This window comes from Streptomyces sp. CT34 (assembly GCF_000805335.1).
Taxonomy (GTDB): domain Bacteria; phylum Actinomycetota; class Actinomycetes; order Streptomycetales; family Streptomycetaceae; genus Streptomyces.
The window spans coordinates 4,695,317-4,715,316 of record NZ_KN708638.1; the positions used below are offsets into that span (position 1 = coordinate 4,695,317).

Genomic DNA, 20,000 nt, shown 5'->3' on the forward strand with positions numbered 1-20,000 from the left:
CGGGGTAGGCCCTGTCGTCAGACTCCCGCCTGCCGGGCGACGCCCTGCACGCGCCCCCACCCTCGAACCGGCTTCGCACGGCTCGGGCGGGGGGACCCCCTTCGCCGCACCGGGCAACGACCCCAGTACTCCAGTACAGGGGCCGTCGCCCGGTACGCAGAGAGCACGCACCGGACGCCGCCCGGCCCGCCCTTCGGGCGGACGACGGGAGTCTGACGACAGGGCCTAGGCGTCCCGCCGCGGCTTCGGGTCGGCCGGGTGCGGTGCCATCGGCAGCGTCGCGGCCAGCCGCTCCTCGCACAGCTCGGCGAGCTTGGCGTACCCCTTCTTGCCCATCAGCTCGGTGAGTTCGGGCCGGTAGGTGACGTAGACCGGTTCGCCCGCGCCGTGCGCGGACGTCGCGGACGTGCACCACCAGTGCAGGTCGTGGCCGCCCGGGCCCCAGCCGCGGCGGTCGTACTCGCCGATCGTCACCTGGAGGATCTGGGTGTCGTCCGGCCGGTCGATCCAGTCGTACGTCCGCCGGACCGGCAGCTGCCAGCAGACGTCGGGCTTGGTCTCCAGCGGCTCGCGGCCCTCGCGCAGCGCGAGGATGTGCAGCGAACAGCCGGCGCCCGCCGGGAAGCCGGGGCGGTTCTGGAAGATGCAGGAGCCCTGCCAGCGCCGGGTCTGCCGCTCGCCGTCCTCGTCCTCCTCGGTCCAGCCGGTGCTGGTGCCGACGTCGTGGAACTGCCACAGCTCGGGTGTGAGCCGCGCCACGTGCTTGGCGACCCGCTCCTCGTCCTCCTCGTCGGAGAAGTGCGCGCCGAGGGTGCAGCAGCCGTCGTCCGCCCGGCCCGCCTGGATGCCCTGGCAGCCGCTGCCGAAGATGCAGGTCCAGCGGGAGGTGAGCCAGGTCAGGTCGCAGCGGAAGAGCTGCTCGTCGTCGCCGGGGTCGGGGAAGGTGACCCAGGCGCGGGCGAAGTCGAGGCCGACCTCGTCGGCCGGTGCCCCGCCGCCGGAGCGCGCTGCCGCAGCCGCCTGCGCGCGTCGCTTTTCTTCCTTTTTCAGGGCCTTTTGGTGCTTCGCCTGTTTCGTCTTTGCCACGGATCCAGCGTAAGGCGGGCCGCAAGTGTCCCCTGCCGCGGCAGTAGGTTTCACCTCATGAGACTCGGTGTCCTCGATGTGGGTTCGAATACGGTCCATCTCCTGGTGGTCGACGCGCACCCCGGCGCGCGCCCGCTGCCCGCCTACTCGCACAAGGCGGAACTCCGCCTTGCCGAGCTGCTCGACGACGGCGGCGCCATAAGTGACGCCGGTGTGCACCGCCTGGCGGCCACCATCCGCGAGGCGATGCAGGTCGCCGAGGACAAGGGCGTCGAGGACGTGCTCCCGTTCGCCACCTCCGCGATCCGCGAGGCCACCAACGGGGAGGAGGTGCTCCGGCACGTCACCGAGGAGACCGGTGTCGAACTCCAGGTGCTCTCCGGCGAGGACGAGGCGCGGCTCACCTTCCTGGCGGCCCGCCGCTGGCTGGGCTGGTCGGCGGGCCGGCTGCTGGTCGTGGACATCGGCGGCGGCTCGCTGGAGATCGCGTACGGCCTGGACGAGGACCCGGACGTCGCGGTGTCGCTGCCGCTGGGCGCGGGCCGGCTGACCGCCGGCGACCTGCCCGGCGACCCGCCGGACCCGGAGGACGTCCGGGCGCTGCGCCGCCGGGTGCGCGCCGAGATCGCCCGCGTGGTGAGCGACTTCACCCGGTACGGCACCCCGGACCGGGTCGTCGGGACGTCCAAGACCTTCAAGCAACTGGCCCGGATCGCGGGCGCGGCGCGGTCCGCGGACGGGCTGTACGTCCAGCGGGAGCTGACCCGCAAGAGGCTGGAGGAGTGGGTGCCGCGGCTGGCCGGCATGTCCACGCGGGAGCGGACCGCGCTGCCCGGGGTGTCCGAGGGGCGCGCCCCGCAGCTGCCGGCCGGGGCACTGGTGGCCGAGGCGGCGCTGGACCTGTTCGGCGTGGAGACGCTGGAGATCTGCCCGTGGGCACTCCGCGAGGGCGTCATCCTGCGGCGGCTGGACCATCTGCCGGTGTCCTAGGCCCGGTCCGATGGCGCATGGCCGGGTCTGCGCACCGGGTACGCAGTGGGGCGCGGCCGGTGGCCCGTGCGGCGGCCGGCTGGGCGGTCTCCGTACGGCGGGAGGGGCGGCGCCGGTACGACGGCAGGGCCGGTGCCCGTACGCCGGCGAGGCGGTGTGCGTACGGTCGGCGGAGCGGTGTGCGTACGCGCGCAGGGCCGGTGCCGGTACGGCCGGAGGGCCGTCCGCCTCCGGCCGCACGACGTCGCGTTCCGGCCGTTCCCGCCGAGTGCGGCGGAGATCACATCGAGGCCGCGGGAAGGCCGCGCCACACCGTTAGCCCCTGTCCCACCTGCCCCGGCAGTGCCCCGGTGGCCTGCCGCGGCGGCCCGAACCTCCTGCCCTGCGGCAGGCCCCGGCCCGTACCCTGTCCCTCGTGACAGAGCCTGTGGTGCGCATTCCCGATGCGAAGGTCGCGCTGTCCACGGCTTCGGTCTATCCGGAGTCGACGGCGACGGCCTTCGAGATCGCCGCGCGCCTGGGCTACGACGGCGTCGAGGTCATGGTCTGGACCGACCCGGTCAGCCAGGACATAGAGGCGCTGCGCCGGCTCTCGGACTACCACGGGGTGCCGGTGCTGGCGGTGCACGCGCCCTGCCTGCTGATCACCCAGCGGGTGTGGTCCACCGACCCCTGGGTCAAGCTCCAGCGGGCCCGGCAGGCGGCGGAGAAGCTGGGCGCCTCGACGGTGGTGGTGCACCCGCCGTTCCGCTGGCAGCGCAACTACGCCCGGGAGTTCGTCCGCGGCGTCTGGCGGATGGCGGGCGAGACCGACGTCCGGTTCGCCGTGGAGAACATGTACCCCTGGCGCTACCGCGACCGCGAGATGCAGGCGTACGCCCCGGACTGGGACCCCACCAGCGACGACTACCGGCACTTCACCGTCGACCTCTCGCACACCGCCACCGCGCGCCATGACGCGCTGGAGATGGCGGCGCGGATGGGCGACCGGCTGGCCCACGTCCACCTCGCGGACGGCAACGGCTCCGCCAAGGACGAGCACCTGGTGCCGGGGCGCGGCAGCCAGCCGTGCGCGGAGTTGCTGGAGCGGCTGGCCGCCAACGGCTTCGACGGCCATGTGGTCGTCGAGGTCAACACCCGCCGGGCGATGTCCGCCGCCGAACGCGAGGCCGACCTCGCCGAGGCGCTGGCCTTCACGCGGCTGCATCTGGCATCGCCGACGTGGGTGCCGGGCAAGTGACCGGTTCGGGGCCGGTGAACGGGGACACCGCGGACGCCACCGACACCGCGGACGCCGCCCCGCGCCGCCGCCGGGGCCGTCCGGCCCGTACCGGGGCGGCCGAGGGGCCCGGCACCCGGGAGCAGATCCTCGACGCGGCCCGTACGGAGTTCGCCGAGCGCGGCTACGACAAGACCTCGGTCCGCGGGATCGCCAAGGCGGCCGGGGTGGACGCGGCGCTGGTGCACCACTACTTCGGCACCAAGGAGCAGGTCTTCGCGGCGGCCATCGAGCTGTCCTTCGCGCCCGCGCTGACCATGCCGGAGGCCCTCGCGGGCGGCAGTGAGGCGGGGGTGGGCGAGCGGATGGCCCGCTTCATGTTCGGCGTCTGGGAGAACCCGGTCAGCCGGCCGCCGCTGCTGGCCGTCATGCGCTCGGCGGTGACCAACGACACCGCGGCGGCGGTGCTGCGCGGGCTGGTCGAACGCCGGCTGCTCCAGCGGGTGGCGGGCGAACTGCACGTCCCCGACCCGGAGTTCCGGGTCCAGCTGGCGGCGAGCCATCTCATCGGGATCGCCATGCTGCGGTACGTGGTCAAGATGGAGCCGATGGCGTCCGCCGACCTGGAGGAGATCGTGGCGATGGTCGCCCCGACGCTCCAGCGGTACCTGACTCGGCCGTAGGCGGTCGGCGGGCGGTGCGACCGGTGCCGTACCGCCTCCCCGGCCGGGTGTCGTACGCCTTCCCCTGCCGGTGTCCGTACGCCGCCGTCCGCACCCCGCTCCGGCATCTCACATACCGGCGTCAGTGTCCGGATCTTGGATCAAGAGCGTAATCTCGGGACCAGCTGCTGTATGGCGCAACTGCCGTACGGACCTGTCCCGAATCCCGAGGGAGTGACCATCGTGCCCGAGCTGAGGTCCCGCACCGTTACCCATGGCCGCAACATGGCGGGCGCCCGCGCCCTTATGCGGGCCTCGGGCGTAGCGAGCGAGGACATCGGCAAGCCGATCGTCGCGGTCGCCAACTCCTTCACCGAGTTCGTGCCCGGCCACACCCACCTCGCCCCGGTCGGCCGGATCGTCTCCGACGCCATCCGGGCCGCCGGCGCCGTCCCGCGCGAGTTCAACACCATCGCGGTCGACGACGGCATCGCCATGGGCCACGGCGGCATGCTCTACTCCCTCCCCTCCCGCGACCTGATCGCGGACTCGGTGGAGTACATGGTCGAGGCGCACTGCGCCGACGCGCTGATCTGCATCTCCAACTGCGACAAGATCACCCCCGGCATGCTGATGGCCGCGATGCGCCTGAACATCCCGGTGGTCTTCGTCTCCGGCGGCCCGATGGAGGCCGGCCAGGCCACCCTGGTCGACGGCACGGTCCGCAAGCTCGACCTGATCAACGCCATCGTCGACTCGGTCAACGACAGCGTCTCCGACGAGGACGTCCTCCGCATCGAGGAGAACGCCTGCCCCACCTGCGGCTCCTGTTCCGGCATGTTCACCGCCAACTCCATGAACTGCCTGACGGAGGCCATCGGCCTGTCCCTCCCCGGCAACGGCTCGGTCCTCGCCACCCACACCGCCCGCCGCGCGCTCTACGAGAACGCCGGCCGCACGGTCGTCGAGATCACCAAGCGCTACTACGAGGACGGCGACGAGTCCGTCCTCCCGCGCAACATCGCCACCCGCGCCGCCTTCGAGAACGCCATGGCCCTCGACATCGCCATGGGCGGCTCGACCAACACGATCCTGCACCTCCTGGCCGCCGCCCAGGAGGCCGGCCTGGACTACGACCTCAAGGACATCGACGCGGTCTCCCGCCGCGTCCCGTGCCTGGCCAAGGTCGCCCCGAACGTCGCCCCCGGCGGCACGTACTACATGGAGGACGTGCACCGCGCCGGCGGCATCCCCGCCATCCTCGGCGAGCTCTACCGCGGCGGCATGCTCAACGAGGACGTCCACTCGGTCCACTCCGCGACCCTCGCCGAGTGGCTCAAGACCTGGGACGTGCGCGGAGGTTCGCCGTCCACCGAGGCCGTGGAGCTGTGGCACGCGGCCCCCGGCTGCCGGCGCTCGGCCACCGCCTTCTCCCAGTCCGAACGCTGGGAGTCGCTGGACGTGGACGCCGACAACGGCTGCATCCGCTCCGCCGAGCACGCCTACTCCAAGGACGGCGGCCTGGCCGTCCTCAAGGGCAACATCGCCGCCGACGGCTGCGTGGTGAAGACCGCCGGCGTCGACGAGTCCATCTGGACCTTCGAGGGCCCGGCCGTGGTCTGCGAATCGCAGGAGGAGGCCGTCGACAAGATCCTCTCCAAGCAGGTCAAGGAGGGCGACGTCGTCGTCATCCGCTACGAGGGCCCCAAGGGCGGCCCCGGCATGCAGGAGATGCTCTACCCGACGTCGTTCCTCAAGGGCCGCGGCCTGGGCAAGGCGTGCGCCCTGGTCACCGACGGCCGCTTCTCCGGCGGCACTTCCGGCCTCTCCATCGGCCACGCCTCCCCCGAGGCGGCCTCCGGCGGCACCATCGCCCTCGTCGAGGACGGCGACCGCATCCGTATCGACATCCCCAACCGGTCGATCGAACTCCTGGTCAGCGACGAGGAGTTGGCCGCCCGTCGCGAGGCCCTGGGCGGCGTCTACGCCCCGAGGAACCGCGACCGCAAGGTATCGGCCGCCCTGCGCGCGTACGCGGCCATGGCGACCAGCGCGGACAAGGGCGCGGTGCGGGACGTGAGCAAGCTGGGCTGAGCCCAGGGCCCGGAAGTGCCGTATGGGCCCCGTCCGCCGCTGTGTCCGGCGGGCGGGGCCCATCGCGCTACCGGCGCACCAAGTCCCCACCGCATCACGCTGATTACGTCGACCACGGCGATTACATCGGCCACGGCGATTACATCGGTCTTTCATGCCGGTCGTTCAGCATGGCGGCGGGCCATCCGCCAGCAAGAGAGGAACGACACGTGACCGGGAAGACCAGCAAGAAGACCGGGAAGATCAGGGCAATACCGGGCCTCGTAGCGGCCCTGGCGCTCACCGGCTCCCTGGGCGCTGTCGCCGCCACCGCACACGCCGCCGCGCCCGCCGCTCCGCACGCCGAGCAGACCAAGGCCAAGGCCAAGACCGAAGCCAAGGCCAAGGCCAAGACCGAGGCCAAACGCGTCTACAACGGAATGCAGATCGCGTTCCCCCCGAACCCGACCAAGCTCTTCTGCACCATCGGGGCCGTGGGAACCGACGACCACCAGCGGAGGATTGCCATCTCGGCCGGCCACTGCATCCGCGACAAGTCCGGGAAGTACGCCGACCACGAGATCCGGGACAACATCATCCCCGTCGTCGACCGCAACGACCCGAAGTACGGCCCGATCGGCTATGTCCGCTACTTCAAGGACCCCCAGGGTTCGCAGACGGGCCACGCCACCAAGGACTACATGGTCATCGAGCTGCTGCCGAAGGTGACGCTCTCCTCGCAGGGGCCGCACCTCAAGCAGACCGGAGTGCTGAAGTACCCGAAGGGGCCGGTCAGTCCGAACGCCCTGAAGCCCGCCCGCGACACCGAGCGCCTGCTGACGACCGGCAACAACGAGATCATCACGTCCGGGCAGACGGGTACGTGGTACGGCACCGTCATGAACAACGACAAGGGCATCTACCGGGCACCGGCCGCGAACAAGGCGGGCGACTCGGGCGGCCCGGTCATCTGGCACGTTCCGGGAACCGATCTCCCGTCCCAGGCCAACAAGTTCCAGGCGGCCGGCCCCTGGGCCGGAATCACCAAGGCGGTGACCCTCCAGTTGCCGCCCTTCAACTACACCAGCTCGGCGAACATCCTGGCCGACCTGCGCGCCCGCGAGGCCGCCGCCCCCAAGCACGACATCTTCGGCGCGGGCTTCGAGGTGACCCCGAACCCGTAACGCCCGTGACGTCCCAAGGGGCCCCCACGAGCCCCCACGATTCCTACGGGAGTGGGGGCTCCTTGATGCTCAGGCGCCGGTGCGGCCGATGTGCTCGATGTGGATGGTGCGGGCGTCCCGATCGACGCGATAGATAACGCGCCAGGGCCCATGGCGGAGGCGGCGACGCTCGGTGCCCCATGGTAGGGACTCCTTGGGCCGAGGATTCTCAGTCAGCTGGTCGGTGGCCTGAAGGAGGGTGTCAACACCGCGGGGATCGTCCTTGAGGTGACCGGCAGCAGCGTTAAGAGCTGCCGCTTCCCACAGAACCTGCCAGGTCATTCACCCCTCCCGGCGGCCTCAAGAAGGGCGCGCCGCGCCTCGCTGTGAGGCACGGAGGCCTCGGTCCGGCCAAGGGCACGGTCTCGCTCAAGGCGCGCGAGAGCCAGGGCGTCCTCAAGGTCTTCGAGTTCCGCGGGAGAGACGAGGACCGCCGTGGGGACACCGCGATCGGTCAGAGTGATGTGCTCGTGCTGCGCGGCTCGGCGAGCAAGGTCGCCGAGCCTGCCTCGTGCTTCCGCGATGGGATATGTAGTGGACATGCATCCAGTGTACACTTGCATGGCACTTGTGCTCAGGCGGTGAACTTGCCCTGACTGACGGCGCTGATGAACGACGACCATGCGACGGTGCCGAGAACGAGCGCGCGGCCCTGGGGATGACAGGGGTTCAGCACTTCGCTTTCCAGAAACGTAGAGCGCCGGTATCGCTCCTTGAACTGTGTGGGATCCCCAGCCGCCAACTCCCAGAGAGTCAGCAGCAGTCCAGCCGTCCCGTGGTGCTGATCAAGCGCCTCGGCGACCTCCGGGCCGCCGATCGTCTGCCCGTTCTCCATCTTGCCGAAGAGGGACGCGTCCCAGCCCAGCGCCTGGCCGAGCTGCCGCAGGCTCTCCCCTCGCTGCCTGCGCAGTAGTCGCAACTCCTCCGCGAACCGTTGGCGCGGCTCCTGGCTTCGTCCGGTGACGACCCTTCTCGGCGGCACGGCGACCTCCTGCATGGAAGGTGTTGAACTAGTGGACTCCGGGCGCAGAAGTACGCCCCGCAAAACGGGTTCTATGCCCACTTCCGGTGCCATTCTCGTGATGGCCGGAACACCCACCGTAGTCACGTTCCGGCGCGTCAGGCAGGTAAACGGGAGAAGGAGCACCCCCATGACGATGGAGAAGGCCGCCGACGACGCGGAAGCGGCGCTCGGCGAGCTGGCCGACGCGCTGAAGCGGAACGGCATCGTGCTGCCGTCGCTCGGTCTCGATCCGGTGACGTACAGCGGTCAACGGTCGCTTGCGCTGGTCGAGTTGGGGCGCTGCAACCCGCAGACCGCGCGGAAGCTGGCCGCCGTCCTGACAAGGGTGGAGCGGTGATCGTGCGGCTACCGCGGCATCGCACGCCCGCGTACATCTCGCCGATGTGTCACACGGGGCGCCATGGGCAGTGCACCCAGGGCACCGTCGAGGCGGTCGCGGTGCCCGGGGTCCGGCGGGAGGTGTGCGGCTGCGGGTGTCACGTGGAGAGCGGGGCGGCCGGTCACCAGTGCCGTGGGTCCGTCGTCGGTACGCCGAAGACCGTGCCGTCGGGGGAGGCCGCGTAGACGCGGTCGCGGGCGGTGTCGAGGCTGGGGGCGGGCAGGGCCTGGAGGAAGCCGTTGTGGCGGGCGGCGGCCAGGCGCGGCGGGGTCTGGCCGAGGAGGGCGCCGGAGGTGGTGTCGACGGCGATCAGGCGGCCGTCCGCGGCGGTGAAGTAGAGGCGGTCGCCGCTGACTATCGGGGCCGAGCCGCGGCTGACCGAGGTCTCGGTGTCCCAGGTGCGTTCGCCGACGGCCTGGAGGGCGCCGCCCTCGGCCAGGAGGTAGACCGTTTCGCCGCGGACGACGGCGGCCACCCCGCGCAGCGGCGCGGCGAGCGGGAACTTGCGGACCTGCCGGGTGCCGGGGTCGTAACGGACCACGCCGGAGGTGGAGTTGACGAAGGTGGGGTCGGTGGCGGTCAGGTAGAGCGCACCGGAGGAACCGGTTCCGGCGAGGGCGAGGGAACCGGGGAGGCGGCGGGACCAGTGGATCGTGCCGTCGGAGGGGTTGATGGCGGTGACCTGGGTGGTGGGGGTGCGGCCGTCGGGGACGGCCTCCGCGGCGTAGGCGGTGTGCGGGTCGCCGTAGGTGGTGAAGACAGGCAGCTGGTGCCCGGGGAAGCGCTTGTGCCAGCGCTGCTGGTGGGTGGTGCTGTCCAGGGCGGTGACCGTGCCGTCCCCGGAGGACAGCAGGATGCGGTCACCCACGACGGCGGCGCCGCCCTGGTAGGACGAGACGTCCTTGCTCCAGCGGGTGGCGCCGTTGCCGTGCGCGGACGGGTCGAGCGCCAGCAGCTGTCCGGAGTCGGGGGAGTGGACGTAGAGCAGGCCGCCGGAGAGGACCGGTGCGGTGGGGGAGACGGCGGGCTTGTGCGTGGTGTCGGCCTTGTGCCGCCAGGTCACCGTGCCGGTGTCCGGGTCGATGCGGGCGGCGAGCAGCCCGGACTGTCCGCAGAAGAGGCCGCCGGCGCCGCTCGTGCAGAACGGCATCTCGGCGGCGTAGCCGGCGGGGCGCTGGACGAGCGCGGTCCGCCAGGGGTGGAAGGCGGTGCGCGGGGCGTTCGGGGCGTGGGTCTGGAGGGCCGGGTCGTCGGCGGCGTCGGCGGTGAGGGCCCGGACGCCGGCGACCGCGCCGACGGTGGTGACGGCCAGTGCCAGGGCGGCCCAGGTGAGGCGGCGGCGGGAGCGGCCGGGGGTGAGGTTGCTTGTGCGGGCGGGTGGGGCCGGGGTGGGCTTACCGGCTGCCGCGGTTTCGCCGGGTGCTGCGGTTTCGCCGGGTGCTGCGGTTTCGGCAGGCGGCTCGGGGGTGGCGGGCGTTTGCGGCGTGCGGGCCCGTACGTGGGTGGTCTCGGCCCGTGGCGGGGTGGACGCGGCGCGAACGGGCAGCCGCCGGCCGGGTATTCGGGTGTTCGTGCTCGCGGGCGATGGTGCGGATGTGGATGTGGGTGCGGATACGGATGCTGCGGATACGGAGGCTGCGGGTGCGGACACCGCCATGTCCGCGTCCGTGTCCGTCCCGGGCTCCGTGTCCGTCGACACATCGGTGGTCGCGCCGGTGCCTGCAGCCGGCATCGGGAGCGCCGTGGGGATCACCGTGGGGATCACCGCGGGAACCGCAGCAGGGAGCGCCATCGGCGCGTCCATACGCAGCAGTTCCATCAGGGCACCCGGTGTCGGCCGGTCCGCCGGGTCCTTCGCCAGGCATCTCTCGACGAGCGGTACCAGCTCCTCCGGCAGGCCGGACAGGTCCGCGTCGTCGTGCACCACCTGGTACGCGACGAGATACGGGCTCTCCGAGTCGAACGGGCCACGCCCCGTGGCGGCGTGCACCAGCACCGACCCGAGCGCGAACACGTCGGCCGCCGGGCCCACCTCGCGCGGGCGCTGGAACTGTTCGGGTGCCATGAACGGCGGCGTACCGATCAACTTGCCGGTCTCGGTGCGCATTTCACTGTCCGAAGGACGCGAAATGCCGAAATCGATGACCTTCGGGCCGTCGGCGGCCAGCAGCACATTTCCGGGTTTGAGGTCGCGGTGGACGACGCCCGCCCGATGGATGTCGCGCAGTGCCTCGGCGAGTCCCGCGGCCAGTTGGCGAACCTCGGCGGGGGCCAGCGGGCCATTCCGCTTCACGTGATCCGAAAGGGTCGGGCCGGGAATGTGCAGGGTCGCCATCCAGGGCCGTTCGGCCTCCGGGTCGGCGTCCACGACCGGTGCCGTGAAGGCCCCGCTGACCCGCCGGGCGGCGGTCACCTCCTGCCTGAACCGCCCCCGGAATTCCGGGTCCTGGGCGAATTCGGCGTGAATGACCTTGACCGCCAGCAGCAGTCCGGAGGACGAGCGGGCAAGGTGGACCACGCCCATTCCGCCGGCGCCCAGCCGCGTCTCCAGGCGGTATTGCCCGGCGTATTCCGGACGCTCCGCTTCCGGGTCGATCCCGGAATCGCGCAGCGGCGGCATCGTTCCACCCCCGAGTCATTCCCCAGCACATCAGGTCGCAGGTGCGACGCGCGGAGCCTAGTCCATTGGTCGTACGAGCCGAACAAGACTTGCTAGCGTGCGCGGTGCGGTTGCCGAATGACTACCGGTCAAACGGCAGGCAGCGGTATCCGGCACGGAACCTTCACCGGAACTCTCACCGGAACCGTCACCGGATCCGCCAAGAACATCCATCAACAACCGTCATCAGCAACCATCAACACTCATCAACATCCATCAACGGGGGGAACACGAAATGACCACGCAGGACTTCCAGGGCTATGCCGAACCGGTCGGCGCGGCCTTCGCCGGCGGCATGACGTATCCGATCGCGCCGGGGTACCACGTCAATGTCCGCCAGGGTCCCGGTACCGACACCCCGGTCGTGCGGCGACTGTCGGCGGGCGCCCGGGTCGAGATCCGCTGCCAGCAGCACGGCCAGTGGGTCAGTGGCCCGTACGGCACCTCCGACATCTGGGACAACATCGCGCCCGGCGAGTACATCTCCGACACCTACGTCTACACGGGCAGTGACGGCATGGTCGCGCCCAGCTGCGTGGGCTGAGCGCAGCCGGTGGGACCGCCGCCCTCGGGGTCGCCGCCGGGCCCGGGGATAATCGATGCCATGAGCGACGAGCGGCAGACGACGTCCCCGGACGGCCCGGCGCGCGGCCCCGGGGGTGGCGGTCCGGAGCCGGAGGAGATCCGTTTCTTCGGAACCACCTGGGTCCACCACGACGGCGGCTACGCGCTGCGCCGGGCCGGTGTCGCGATCGGCTCGCTGGCGCTCGCCGCGGCCGGCGCGCTGGTGCTGCGCTTCGCGTTCCAGGGGCTGGACACCGCCGCCGTCGGCCCGCTCGTGAGCATCCTGGTCGTGGTGGGCTTCGCGGTGTGCAGCGCACTGGCCTTCCGCCGGACCTGGGACGGGTTCGTGCGGCGGCCCGATCCCGCGTCCGAGAGCGCGGCCGACAAATCCGCCCAGAGCCTGATGCTCATCGGTTTCATCGGCTCGCTGCTCGCCTATTTCTGCCGCAGCCTCATCGAGGCGCCGGGGGAAAAGCTCCACCGCGCCGAATACGACGCGGCGTGCGAGCGGCACGCCCGCCGCCGCGAAGCCCGTACGGGCAACCCGGCGGCGAAGAAATCCCGGCCGAAGGGGAAGAAGCGCCGGTAACGGCAGGGGTTTCCCGGTATCGGGGGCGGGCCCGATTTCTCCCACGGCCCGCCGGGCTTCCACGGCCCGCCGCGCTTCCCCGACCCGCAGGGCCTCCCCGACCGCCCCCGCCGGGCTCCGCCGTACTGTCACCTCTCGGGCCGCCGCGTCGTCCTCCTGTCACACCTCGGGCTGTCACACCTCGGGTTGCCAAACCTGGGTTGTCACACCTCGGGTCGCCGCGTCGTCCCAAGGGCGGGTGGCCGCCGTGAACGGAGCGGTGGCCGGGCAGGCGTCACGGGAGAGCGGGGAGCGCGCGATGGTGGAGCAGCAGGGGAGCGGTACGGCGGGGGAGCCGAAAAACGGTATGCCGGGCGGGGCGCGGAACGAGCGGCGGCTGGCGCAGTTCGAGGAGCAGCGGGCCCGGCTGTGGGGCGTCGCGTACCGGATCATGGGAACGGTCAGCGACGCCGAAGACGCCGTCCAGGAAGCCTGGTTGCGCTGGCAGGCGCTGCCCGACGAGCCCCCGATCGCGAGCCCGCGCGGCTTCCTCACCACCGTGGTGAGCCGGATCTGCTACGACCTGCTGGGCTCGGCGCGCGCCCGCCGGGAGCTGTACGTGGGGCCGTGGCTGCCGGAGCCGCTGCTGGACGGCGGCGGTGCGCCCGGCGGTGCCCTCGGCGTCGGCGCGATCTCCGGCGCGCCGGGCGACCCCCAGGACAGGGTGACCCTCGACGAGTCCGTGGGGATGGCCCTGCTCACCGTCCTGGAACGGCTCACCCCGGCCGAGCGCACCGCCTTCGTCCTGCACGACGTCTTCGCCGTGCCCTTCCCGGAGATCGCCGACGCGGTCGGCCGCACCCCCGATGCGGTACGGCAGTTGGCCTCGCGGGCCCGTAAGCGGGTACGTGCCGAGGCGCCGCGCCGCACCGTCGACCCGACCGAACACCGGCGCACCGTCGAGGCGTTCCTGGGGGCCGTGACGGGCGGGGACTTCGCGGCGCTGCTGGAGACCCTCGACCCCGAGGTGGTCTGGCGCTCCGACGGCGGCGGCAAGGTCAGCGCGGCCCGCCGCCCGGTGCTGGGCCGCGACAAGGTCGCCCGCTACGTATGGGGCCTGCTCACCCGCAACTTCGACGCGGCGACGATGCGGATCGCGGTACGGGAGGTCAACGGTGCGACCGGGGTCGTCTTCACCGACCTGACGGGGGAGTACCCGGCCGGGGTCCTCGCCTTCACCGTGCACGACGGGCGGATCACGGAGGTGGACGCCGTGATCAACCCGGAGAAGCTGGGGCACCTGGAACTCGGGGAGTGAGGGAGCGGGGGCACCGGCCCTCGGTGCCCCCGAGATGCCCCCTCGGCCTCCGCACCACCGCCGTTCCGTGCGTCCAACCGTCCGAGTCACCGCCGTTCCGTGCGTCCAACCGTCCGAGTCACCGCCGTTCCGTGCGTCCAACCCTCCGAGTCACCGCCGTTCCGTACGTCGTCCAACCCTCCGAGCCCCAACTCTCCCCGCCGGCCCTCAGTACTCCCAGTCCGGTCGTCCCTCCCCGTACAGCCAGTCGTCGAAGAGATCGGTCAGGTCCTCGTCGGTGCGCTCCTGGCAGAAGGCGATGAAGTCCTTCGTATCGGCGTTGGCATGGCGGTACTTGGCGGGCCACTCCTTGAGGATCGAGAAGAACGTCTTGTCGCCGACGGCGTTCCGCAGCTGCTGGAGCACCATCGCGCCGCGCTCGTAGACGGGCGTCGCGGTCACCTCGGACGCCTCGTCCGGCTCGCCCGGCGGGAAGTTCCAGCGCTCGTCGTCCTCGTCGGAGTCGTAGAGCTTGTCGAACTGCTGCTGCGGTGTCGGGCCGCCCTCGTGCTCCTGCCACAGCCACTCCGCATAGGTCGCGAAGCCCTCGTTGAGCCAGGTGTCCCGCCAGGTCTTCGGCGTCACCGAGTCGCCGAACCACTGGTGCGCGGTCTCGTGCACCACGGTGATGGCGCGCGGCGCCCCCGCGTAGACCGGCTTGGTCTGGGTCTCCAGCGCGATCCAGTCGATCCGGGGCGGGGTGTGGTCGACGATGGCGCCCGCCGACGAGAAGGGGTACGGGCCGAACAGCCCGGTCTCCCAGTTGAGGATCTCCGGCAGCCGCGCCAGCGGCTCCTTGCTGGCCTTGGCCTGCGTCGGGTCCACCGCGACGTACAGCGGCAGCCCCTGCGGCGTACGGGACTCGTGGACGTCGAACTTCCCGATGGTGGCGGTGGCCAGATAACTGGCCATCGGCTCCTTGCTGTGCCACTCGTACGTGGTCTGCCCACCGGTGACCCGCTTCGACCGCAACTCGCCGTTGGCCACGGCCGTGTAGCCGCTGGGCACGGTGATCCGGAAGTCGTACGCGGCCTTGTCGCTGGGGTGGTTGTTGCCGGGGAACCACGTCATCGAGCCGGCGGGCTCCCCGGAGACGAACGCGCCGTGGCCGGTCCTGACCCACCCCTCCCACGCACCGTCCGCGTCCTGCATCTCCTGCGGTCTGCCGCTGTACGCCACGGTCGTACGGAACGTCGCGCCCTTCTTGAGACCGGCGGCCGGCCGCACCGTCAGCTTGTGCCCCTTGCGGCTGAAGTCCGCGATCCGGCCGTCGACCCGCACGCCGGTCACCTTCAGCCCCTGGAGGTCGAGTTGGAAGGACCGCAGGTCCTCGCCGGCCCTGGCGGTGATCGCGGCGGTGGCGTCCAGATGCTGCCGGGCGACGTCGTAATCGAGGTCGAGCCCGTAGTGGCTGACGTGGTACCCGCCGTTGCCGAGCGCCGGGAAGAGCGGGTCGTCCACTCCGCTGCTGCCCGCCGCCCCTTTGGCGGTCGCCGCGCCACCCGTACAGGAGGACAGCAGCAGGGCTACGGACAGCGCGGCGATCGCGCCGCGGGAGCGGTGGGGGCCACGGTTCACGGCACTCCTTAGGGCCGGGGACGAAAAGCGGACACAAATTCCCGACCCTACGGGCATTTCCGTCGTATCGCCGCTCACGGCCGATTTCCGTGCATTGCGGGGCGAGCGGCGGGGCTCGGCGGGGGCTCTGCCGGGGCCGGGGTGGAGCGGGTGCGAGGACGCGTCGTGGCGGCGTCCGGGAACTTCGTGGAGCCGTGCGGGACTTCGTGGGGCCGTGCGGACTTCGTGGGGCCGTGCGCGGAGTTCGTGGGGCCGTGCGGACTTCGTGGAGCCGTGCGGGACTTCGTGGGGCCGTGTGCGGAGTTCGTGGGGCTGTGCAATGGCTGCCCGCCAGGGAGGGGGCGTCATGCCGCCGCGGCCGGTCTTGACGCATCACCGCCCCCCGCGCATTATTCATCACATGATGAATTACGCCCGCGACCGTGTCCGCGACCATGCACGGGCCCGTGACCGTGCCCGCGACCGCGCCCGGGACCATGCCCGCACCACCGCCGGCGATCCGCCCGAAACCGCCCGCTCCCTCGCCGTCCACGCCCACGGCCTCACCGTCGCCCGCGGCGGCCGTACCGTCCTCGACGCTCTCGGCTTCGACGTCCCCCAGGGGCGGATCACCGGCCTCCTGGGCCCCTCCGGCTGCGGCAAGACCACCCTCATGCGGGCCATCACCGGCACCCAGGCCAAGGTCGCCGGCACCCTCGACGTCCTCGGCGCCCCCGCCGGCCACCCTCGCCTGCGCCCCCGCATCGGCTATGTCACCCAGGCCCCGTCCGTCTACGACGACCTCACCGTCCGCCAGAACCTGGACTACTTCGCCGCCGTGCTCCACCCGGGCCCGGCCGCCCGCGCCGAACGCCGGGCGGCCGTTACCCGCGCCATCGAGGACGTCGACCTGACCGAGCACGCCGACGTCCTGGCCGCGCGCCTCTCAGGCGGTCAGCGCAGCCGCGTCTCGCTGGCCGTCGCACTGCTCGGCGACCCGGAACTCCTCGTTCTCGACGAACCGACCGTCGGCCTGGACCCCGTCCTCCGCCGCGACCTGTGGAACCTCTTCCACACCCTCGCCGCCCGCGGTACCACCCTCCTCGTCTCCTCCCACGTCATGGACGAGGCCGACCGCTGCCACCGGCTCCTCCTCCTGCGCGACGGCCGCCTCCTGGCCGAGGGCACCCCGGAGTCCCTCCGCGCCCGGACCCACGCGGCCACGGTGGAGGAGGCGTTCCTCCACCTGGCCGCGGACCCTGGCGACCTGGCCACGGCCCCTGGCGACCTGGCCGCAGCCCCCGCTGAACTGGCCACGGACGCTGGCGACTTGCCCACAGCCCCCCGCACCCGTGAGGCGCCGGAGGCGGGAACGACCCCTGAGGCGCCGGGGGCGGGAACGACCCCTGAGGTGACGGAGGCCGGAACGACCCCTGAGGCGACCGAGGCGGCAGTGGTCCCTGAGGCGACGGCGGTGGAAACGGTCCCCGTCGGCACGGCTTCCGCGCCGGCGGGGACCGTTTCCACCGCCGGCACCCGCCGCCCGTCCGGGCCGCGTGCCTCGGCCGCCCGCACCGCGGCCACCGCCGCCCGCGTCCTGCGCCAACTCCGCCACGACCCGCGCACCATCGCCCTGATGCTGCTCGTCCCCTGCGCGATGATCGCCCTGCTCCGCTACGTCTTCGACGCGTCCCCGCGCACCTTCGACGGCATCGGCGCCTCGCTCCTCGGCATCTTCCCGATGATCACGATGTTCCTGGTGACCTCGATCGCCACCCTGCGCGAACGCACCTCCGGAACCCTGGAGCGCCTGCTCGCGCTGCCCCTGGGGAAGACCGACCTGATCGGCGGCTACGCCCTCGCCTTCGGCCTGCTGGCGATCGTCCAGTCCGCCCTCGCCACCGCCCTGTCCATCGGCCTCCTCGGCCTGGACGTCACCGGGTCCCCCTGGCTGCTGCTGCTCGTAGCGGTCCTCGACGCGCTCCTCGGCACCGCCCTCGGCCTGTTCGTCTCGGCCTTCGCCACCTCGGAATTCCAGGCCGTCCAGTTCATGCCCGCGGTCCTCATGCCCCAACTGCTGCTCTGCGGACTGTTCACCGCTCGCGACACCATGCACCCCGCCCTCAAGGCGCTCTCCGACGTCCTCCCCATGTCCTACGCCGTGGACGGTATGGACCAGGTCCGACACCATGCCGACGCCACCCCCGCCTTCCTCCACGACACCCTCATCGTCACGGCGTGCGCGCTGCTCGTCCTCACCCTCGGCGCGGCCACCCTCCGCCGACGGACCCCGTAGACATCTGCACCCGGAAGGCCGGCATCCGTACACGGACGGTATGCGTCCGCACGACATGGGCGGTATACGTCCGCACGTGGACGGTTTGCGACGGTCGCGCACGGCCGCGGGCAGCCGCCCGCCACCGCGGCGCCCCGCCGCCCGAACCGCCCGCTCCGTGGACAGCCGCACCCCCCACCCGCCGACGGTGCGAGGATGGCCGGGCAACCCGACCCCACCGAACAGGCCCCACCGGCGAGGTGAACGCATGACCCAGAAGGTCGCCGTCCTAGGCACCGGAAAAATCGGCGAAGCCCTGCTCAGCGGCATGATCCGCGGCGGCTGGGCACCCTCCGACCTGCTGGTCACCGCCCGCCGCCAGGAGCGCGCCGAGCAGCTGCGCACCCGCTACGGCGTCGAGGCGGTCAGCAACGCGGAGGCCGCCAAGGCCGCCGACACCCTGATCCTCACCGTCAAGCCGCAGGACATGGGCACCCTCCTCGCCGAGCTGGCCCCGCACGTGCCCGCCGACCGCCTGGTCATCAGCGGCGCCGCCGGCATCCCCACCTCGTACTTCGAGGAGCAGCTGGCCCCGGACACCCCGGTCGTCCGGGTCATGACGAACACCCCGGCCCTGGTCGACGAGGCGATGTCCGTCATCTCCGCCGGCACCCACGCCACCGCCGCGCACCTCACCCTTGCCGAGGAGATCTTCGCCACGGTCGGCAAGACCCTGCGCGTCCCGGAGTCCCAGCAGGACGCCGCCACCGCGCTCTCCGGCTCCGGCCCGGCGTACTTCTACTTCCTCGTCGAGGCGATGACCGACGCCGGCATCCTGCTCGGCCTGCCCCGCGACAAGGCCCACGACCTGATCGTCCAGGCCGCCATCGGCGCCGCGGTGATGCTCCGCGACAGCGGCGAACACCCCGTCAAGCTCCGCGAGAACGTCACCTCTCCCGCGGGCACCACCATCAACGCCATCCGTGAACTGGAGAACCACGGCGTGCGCGCCGCCCTGATCGCCGCCCTGGAGGCCGCCCGCGACCGCAGCCGCGAACTGGCCTCCGGCAACGGCTAGAACCTGTCCGGTGGGGGCGGGGTCGGAAGGCCCTGACGGGCAGGGTCGGAAGGCCCTGCCCCCCACGGGCACCGGGCCCCCGGCAACCGCCCTCCCTCCCCCGCTATCCCCCCACGGCCATCAACCCCACCGCCTCATACGCCGCATCCACCCGCGGCCGGGCCATCCCCCGGGCCCGCTCGGCCCCCTCCCGCAGGACGCCGTCGACATACCCGGGATCGGCCGCCAGCTCCGCATGCCGCTCCCGCACCGGCCGCAGCGACTCCACCACCGCCTCCGCCGTGTCCTTCTTCAGTGCCCCGTACGACCCGTACGAACCGGCCAACTCCGCCGGATCGGCCACCCCCGTACAGGCCGCCAGCACATCCAGCAGATTCGCCACCCCCGGCCGTTCGCCCCGGTCGTACACGACGTCGCTGCCGTCGTCCGTCACCGCCCGCATCACCTTCCGGCGCACCGTCTCCGGCTCGTCCAGCAGATAGACGATCCCCGACGTCCTGACCTGCGCCGACTTCCCCATCTTCGAGGTGGGCTCCTGAAGGTCCATCACCCGCGCGGCCACCGGGGGATGCGTCGCCCTGGGCACCACGAACACCCGCCCGTACCGCCGGTTGAACCGCTCCGCCAGATTCCGGGTCAGCTCCAGATGCTGCGCCTGGTCCTCTCCCACGGGCACCTCGTGCGTCCCGTACGCCAGGATGTCCGCCGCCATCAGCGCCGGATATGTCAGCAAGGACAGCCGCACCCCGCCCCCGTCCGCCTCCTCCCGCGCGGCCTTCTCCTTGTACTGCACCATCCGCCGCATTTCCCCCACGCCGGCCGTGCACTCCATCAGATACGCCAGCCGCGCATGCTCGTCCACATGGCTCTGCACGAACACCGTGCACAGCGCGGGGTCCAGCCCCACCGCCAGCAGCAGCGTCGCCGCCTGTCGGCTGAGCCGCCGGACCCGCGCCGGATCGTGCTCCACGGTCAGCGCATGCAGATCCACCACACAGAACAGCGCCTCCGACCGGTGCTGGTCCGCCGCGGCCCACCGCCGCATCGCCCCGAGGTAGTTGCCCAGCGTCAGATGCCCGGTCGGCTTCACCCCACTGAAAACCCGGGCCCGACCCGCCCCCGGAAGTCGCCCGGCCTCAACTGCGAACTCGCTCATCCGTCCCTCTCACATCGGGACCGCCGCCTGCGCCGGCCGGCTACGAGAGGAGAAAACGCGAACGGCCGCCGAAGCGGCGGCCGTGGTCATGCATGCGCTGCTGGGTCGGCCGCCGTCAGGCGGGCCACCA

The 20,000-nt window shown here is 71.9% G+C and carries 16 protein-coding genes and 3 pseudogenes; 12 read left to right on the plus strand and 7 right to left on the minus strand.

What is annotated here, in order from left to right; all coding sequences use genetic code 11:
* Positions 1 to 225 precede the first annotated feature (225 nt).
* The gene (locus RZ84_RS20550) at positions 226 to 1,086 is read right to left on the minus strand and encodes a DUF3109 family protein (RefSeq protein WP_043265524.1); all 861 of its coding nucleotides are present in this window, start codon (positions 1,084 to 1,086) and stop codon (positions 226 to 228) included.
* 57 nt (positions 1,087 to 1,143) lie between these two features.
* Here RZ84_RS20550 and RZ84_RS20555 point away from each other — a divergent pair, with 57 nt between their 5' ends.
* From RZ84_RS20555 to RZ84_RS20575, 5 genes are all read left to right on the plus strand, one after another.
* On the plus strand, positions 1,144 to 2,076 hold the full coding sequence (locus tag RZ84_RS20555; protein WP_043265525.1) for a Ppx/GppA family phosphatase: 933 nt from the start codon (positions 1,144 to 1,146) through the stop codon (positions 2,074 to 2,076).
* A 415-nt stretch (positions 2,077 to 2,491) separates the two neighbouring features.
* Positions 2,492 to 3,316: a sugar phosphate isomerase/epimerase family protein gene (locus RZ84_RS20560; protein ID WP_241777785.1), complete on the plus strand. Its 825-nt coding sequence runs from the start codon at positions 2,492 to 2,494 to the stop codon at positions 3,314 to 3,316.
* 14 nt (positions 3,317 to 3,330) lie between these two features.
* Positions 3,331 to 3,978 (plus strand): TetR/AcrR family transcriptional regulator, encoded by a 648-nt coding sequence (locus RZ84_RS20565; RefSeq protein ID WP_043270390.1) that lies wholly within the window; start codon positions 3,331 to 3,333, stop codon positions 3,976 to 3,978.
* A 222-nt stretch (positions 3,979 to 4,200) separates the two neighbouring features.
* Positions 4,201 to 6,051 carry a dihydroxy-acid dehydratase gene (ilvD, locus tag RZ84_RS20570; RefSeq protein ID WP_043270392.1) on the plus strand — a complete coding sequence of 617 codons (1,851 nt, stop codon included), beginning with the start codon at positions 4,201 to 4,203 and terminating at the stop codon, positions 6,049 to 6,051.
* Between the two features lie 209 nt (positions 6,052 to 6,260).
* Positions 6,261 to 7,214 carry a chymotrypsin family serine protease gene (locus RZ84_RS20575; protein WP_043265527.1) on the plus strand — a complete coding sequence of 318 codons (954 nt, stop codon included), beginning with the start codon at positions 6,261 to 6,263 and terminating at the stop codon, positions 7,212 to 7,214.
* A gap of 69 nt (positions 7,215 to 7,283) precedes the next feature.
* On the opposite strand, the gene RZ84_RS20580 is transcribed toward RZ84_RS20575, so the two are convergent.
* From RZ84_RS20580 to RZ84_RS20590, 3 genes and pseudogenes are all read right to left on the minus strand, one after another.
* Positions 7,284 to 7,535, minus strand: a complete 252-nt coding sequence (locus RZ84_RS20580) for a type II toxin-antitoxin system RelE/ParE family toxin (RefSeq protein WP_043265528.1) — start codon at positions 7,533 to 7,535, stop codon at positions 7,284 to 7,286.
* The gene (locus RZ84_RS20585; RefSeq protein WP_043270393.1) at positions 7,532 to 7,795 is read right to left on the minus strand and encodes a type II toxin-antitoxin system prevent-host-death family antitoxin; all 264 of its coding nucleotides are present in this window, start codon (positions 7,793 to 7,795) and stop codon (positions 7,532 to 7,534) included. Before RZ84_RS20585 ends, RZ84_RS20580 begins: the two co-directional genes overlap by 4 nt.
* A gap of 125 nt (positions 7,796 to 7,920) precedes the next feature.
* Positions 7,921 to 8,235, minus strand: a pseudogene (locus tag RZ84_RS20590) (helix-turn-helix transcriptional regulator); the annotation flags it as partial.
* A gap of 169 nt (positions 8,236 to 8,404) precedes the next feature.
* Here RZ84_RS20590 and RZ84_RS20595 point away from each other — a divergent pair.
* Positions 8,405 to 8,614, plus strand: a complete 210-nt coding sequence (locus RZ84_RS20595; RefSeq protein ID WP_043265529.1) for a hypothetical protein — start codon at positions 8,405 to 8,407, stop codon at positions 8,612 to 8,614.
* 163 nt (positions 8,615 to 8,777) lie between these two features.
* Here RZ84_RS20595 and RZ84_RS20600 read toward each other — a convergent pair whose 3' ends face one another.
* Positions 8,778 to 11,276, minus strand: coding sequence for a serine/threonine-protein kinase (locus tag RZ84_RS20600; RefSeq protein WP_043265530.1), 2,499 nt, complete (start codon positions 11,274 to 11,276; stop codon positions 8,778 to 8,780).
* Between the two features lie 274 nt (positions 11,277 to 11,550).
* Here RZ84_RS20600 and RZ84_RS20605 point away from each other — a divergent pair, with 274 nt between their 5' ends.
* The 3 genes from RZ84_RS20605 (at position 11,551) to sigJ (ending at position 13,765) form a co-directional block, all read left to right on the plus strand.
* Positions 11,551 to 11,859, plus strand: coding sequence for an SH3 domain-containing protein (locus tag RZ84_RS20605; RefSeq protein ID WP_043265531.1), 309 nt, complete (start codon positions 11,551 to 11,553; stop codon positions 11,857 to 11,859).
* 60 nt (positions 11,860 to 11,919) lie between these two features.
* A complete protein-coding gene (locus tag RZ84_RS20610; RefSeq protein ID WP_043265532.1) occupies positions 11,920 to 12,468 on the plus strand; it encodes a hypothetical protein in 549 nt (182 codons plus the stop codon).
* A 346-nt stretch (positions 12,469 to 12,814) separates the two neighbouring features.
* The gene (gene sigJ, locus RZ84_RS20615) at positions 12,815 to 13,765 is read left to right on the plus strand and encodes an RNA polymerase sigma factor SigJ (protein ID WP_052230055.1); all 951 of its coding nucleotides are present in this window, start codon (positions 12,815 to 12,817) and stop codon (positions 13,763 to 13,765) included.
* A 207-nt stretch (positions 13,766 to 13,972) separates the two neighbouring features.
* Here sigJ and RZ84_RS20620 read toward each other — a convergent pair whose 3' ends face one another.
* Complete coding sequence (locus tag RZ84_RS20620) at positions 13,973 to 15,382, minus strand: M1 family metallopeptidase (protein WP_043265533.1); 1,410 nt, start codon at positions 15,380 to 15,382, stop codon at positions 13,973 to 13,975.
* Positions 15,383 to 15,881: 499 nt separating this feature from the next.
* On the opposite strand from RZ84_RS20620, the pseudogene RZ84_RS39870 reads away from it, so the two are divergent.
* The 3 genes and pseudogenes from RZ84_RS39870 to proC form a co-directional block, all read left to right on the plus strand.
* Positions 15,882 to 16,610 (plus strand): annotated as a pseudogene (locus RZ84_RS39870) (ABC transporter ATP-binding protein); the annotation flags it as partial.
* 312 nt (positions 16,611 to 16,922) lie between these two features.
* Positions 16,923 to 17,657, plus strand: a pseudogene (locus RZ84_RS39875) (ABC transporter permease); the annotation flags it as partial.
* 247 nt (positions 17,658 to 17,904) lie between these two features.
* Entirely contained in the window at positions 17,905 to 18,714 is an 810-nt protein-coding gene (gene proC / locus RZ84_RS20635) for a pyrroline-5-carboxylate reductase (RefSeq protein ID WP_043265534.1), read from the plus strand.
* 103 nt (positions 18,715 to 18,817) lie between these two features.
* Here proC and trpS read toward each other — a convergent pair whose 3' ends face one another.
* Positions 18,818 to 19,870, minus strand: a complete 1,053-nt coding sequence (trpS, locus tag RZ84_RS20640) for a tryptophan--tRNA ligase (protein ID WP_052230056.1) — start codon at positions 19,868 to 19,870, stop codon at positions 18,818 to 18,820.
* Between the last annotated feature and the right edge of the window lie 130 nt (positions 19,871 to 20,000).

Coding starts and splice junctions, on each gene's coding strand:
- RZ84_RS20555 (WP_043265525.1), top strand. CDS start 1,144: ATGAGACTCGGTGTCCTCGATGTGGGTTCGAATACGGTCCATCTCCTG.
- sigJ (WP_052230055.1), top strand. CDS start 12,815: ATGCCGGGCGGGGCGCGGAACGAGCGGCGGCTGGCGCAGTTCGAGGAG.
- trpS (WP_052230056.1), bottom strand. CDS start 19,870: ATGAGCGAGTTCGCAGTTGAGGCCGGGCGACTTCCGGGGGCGGGTCGG.
- RZ84_RS20600 (WP_043265530.1), bottom strand. CDS start 11,276: ATGCCGCCGCTGCGCGATTCCGGGATCGACCCGGAAGCGGAGCGTCCG.
- RZ84_RS20605 (WP_043265531.1), top strand. CDS start 11,551: ATGACCACGCAGGACTTCCAGGGCTATGCCGAACCGGTCGGCGCGGCC.
- RZ84_RS20580 (WP_043265528.1), bottom strand. CDS start 7,535: ATGACCTGGCAGGTTCTGTGGGAAGCGGCAGCTCTTAACGCTGCTGCC.
- RZ84_RS20595 (WP_043265529.1), top strand. CDS start 8,405: ATGACGATGGAGAAGGCCGCCGACGACGCGGAAGCGGCGCTCGGCGAG.
- RZ84_RS20610 (WP_043265532.1), top strand. CDS start 11,920: ATGAGCGACGAGCGGCAGACGACGTCCCCGGACGGCCCGGCGCGCGGC.
- proC (WP_043265534.1), top strand. CDS start 17,905: ATGACCCAGAAGGTCGCCGTCCTAGGCACCGGAAAAATCGGCGAAGCC.
- RZ84_RS20585 (WP_043270393.1), bottom strand. CDS start 7,795: ATGTCCACTACATATCCCATCGCGGAAGCACGAGGCAGGCTCGGCGAC.